This window comes from Saccharopolyspora sp. 6M, from assembly GCF_020176775.1.
GTDB lineage: Bacteria > Actinomycetota > Actinomycetes > Mycobacteriales > Pseudonocardiaceae > Saccharopolyspora_C > Saccharopolyspora_C gregorii.
In genome coordinates this window covers 1-1,775 of sequence record NZ_JAIUJZ010000224.1, presented here as the reverse complement: position 1 = coordinate 1,775, position 1,775 = coordinate 1, and the positions used below count along the sequence as shown (strand labels likewise).

Sequence of the window (1,775 nt, the reverse complement as noted above, 5' to 3'; positions counted from 1 at the left end):
GGGGGGGGGGGCGCGCGCGCGGGGGGGGGGGGGGCGGGGGGGGGCCCCGGGGGGGGGGGGCGCGGGCCGCGGGGCTGACCGGGGTGCGCCGGTCTGCCGCCGCCACTGCGCGGCGCCAGACCGGAAATCCACTCGGTCGGGGTGTATCCAGCTGAAGTGCTGGCGCTCGCACCACGGTTTCGGGAATCTGGATCTAGTCCGGGCCACGTCTTGGGCCGACAGGACACCTCTTCCGAATTCCCCTTGCTGTGAAAGGAGATCCAGCATGTCCGCTGCCGCCACCACGATCTCGGACCCGCGTCGCCGAACTCGTCCACTGTGGACCAGAGGGCGCTCCGCGCTGATCCCGTTGCTGGCGCTGGGCATCGCGCTGGGCGGGCTCGGCGGAGCCGCGAACGCGGGTCCCGCGACACCGGTGCCCTGCCAGGACGGCGCGTTCTGCGCCTACCCGCACGTCGAACTCCAGGGCGAACCACACCGCGCCGAACTGCGCGCGACCGCCGTGGAGGAGTGCGTCGCACTCCCGGCCGAGCCCGAGGTGAAGTCCTTCGCCAACCAGACCGGGAAACCCGTCACGGTGTACCAGGACCCGGACTGCGACACGCACGCGGACTTCGCCACCTACCCGTCCGGTTCGCACGCGCCGCGGTCCGACTACGTGCCGCGAGCGATCAAGATCTGGTCACGCTGATCCGGCGTGGGGGGGGGGCGCGCCCCCCCCCCCCCCCCCCCCCCCCCCCCCCCCCCCCCCCCCGGGGCGGCCCGGGACCCGGTCAGGCGTCGCCGCGCACCTCGGCGGCCGCGCTCCCGGCGCCGTCCCGCACCGCGTCGGCGATGGCGCGGCCGAAGGCCGCCATGCCGCGGGCGTTCGGGTGCAGCGGCGCGGCCACCGAGGTCGGCAGCACGCCCTCCAGGTACTTGTCCTGCGGTGCGGCGCACACGTCGTGTCCCTCGCTGACCGCTCCGATGTCGACGAACTCGGCACCGTGCGCGACCGCCCGCTCGCGCAGCAGGTCGCTCAACCTGTCCACGTTGGACTGGATGTAGTCGGCGTCCCGGCCCCAGATCGGTTCCTTCGGGTAGCACCCGCCGGGCCGGACGTAGGTGCCGTAGCCCGCGACCACGACCTTCGCGTGCGGCGCGCGGGCCGCGATGCCCTCCAGCGCCGCGTCGAGGTCGCCGGAGATGCCGTCGACGCGGGTGGCGAGTTCGTCGCCGTGCGCCGTGTACTTCTCCGCGCAGGACCGCCCGATGGGTTCCGGCAGCGCGTTCAGGCAGCTGACCGCGGCACCGACCAGGTCCACGTCGTTGCCGCCGATGGTGAGGGTGACCAGGTCGGTGGTGGTGCTCAGCGCGTCGAACTGCGGGGGGAGGAAACCGTGCTGGCGGCCGGTGAAGTCCTCGATCTCGGCGCCGGAGCAGGTCGCGTCGGTGAGCTCCGCGCCGAGCGCGTCGGCGACGACCCGCGGGTAGTTCCGGGTGGAGCGCAGGCACGCGAGGTTCGGGTCCGGTCCGGGGATCAGCGGGCCGGCGGCGGCGGAGTCGCCGAGCGCCACGTAGTGGATCGGTGCCGCGGCGGTAGACGTCGCGGCGGGCGGTGCCGCGGTGAGCGCGTCGGCGGCGTGCGCGGGCACCGGTGCCAGCGCGCAGGCCACGAGGGCGGCGGCCGCGCCCCGGCGGAGCGCCCGGCGGGGGTGCGCGGCGGTCCGGTCGAGGCGTCGTCGGCGGCCGGGACCGGCGGGAGGGATGTCCACGGAGACCTCCGGGAGGGGGCG

2 protein-coding genes are annotated in these 1,775 nt (G+C 75.7%); one reads left to right on the top strand and one right to left on the bottom strand.

Annotation, left to right across the window (positions count from 1 at the left end; translation table 11 throughout):
• Positions 1-265: 265 nt before the first annotated feature.
• A complete protein-coding gene (locus LCD31_RS24930; protein ID WP_224961893.1) occupies positions 266-691 on the top strand; it encodes a peptidase inhibitor family I36 protein in 426 nt (141 codons plus the stop codon).
• An 82-nt stretch (positions 692-773) separates the two neighbouring features.
• Here the strand turns inward: LCD31_RS24930 and LCD31_RS24925 are convergent.
• Positions 774-1,775 (bottom strand): SGNH/GDSL hydrolase family protein (locus LCD31_RS24925; protein WP_308015865.1); only part of this gene is annotated, 1,002 nt, incomplete at its 5' end.

Bases quoted from the DNA above. Each gene is read 5' to 3' on its own strand.
- LCD31_RS24930 (WP_224961893.1), top strand. From the start codon at position 266: ATGTCCGCTGCCGCCACCACGATCTCGGACCCGCGTCGCCGAACTCGT.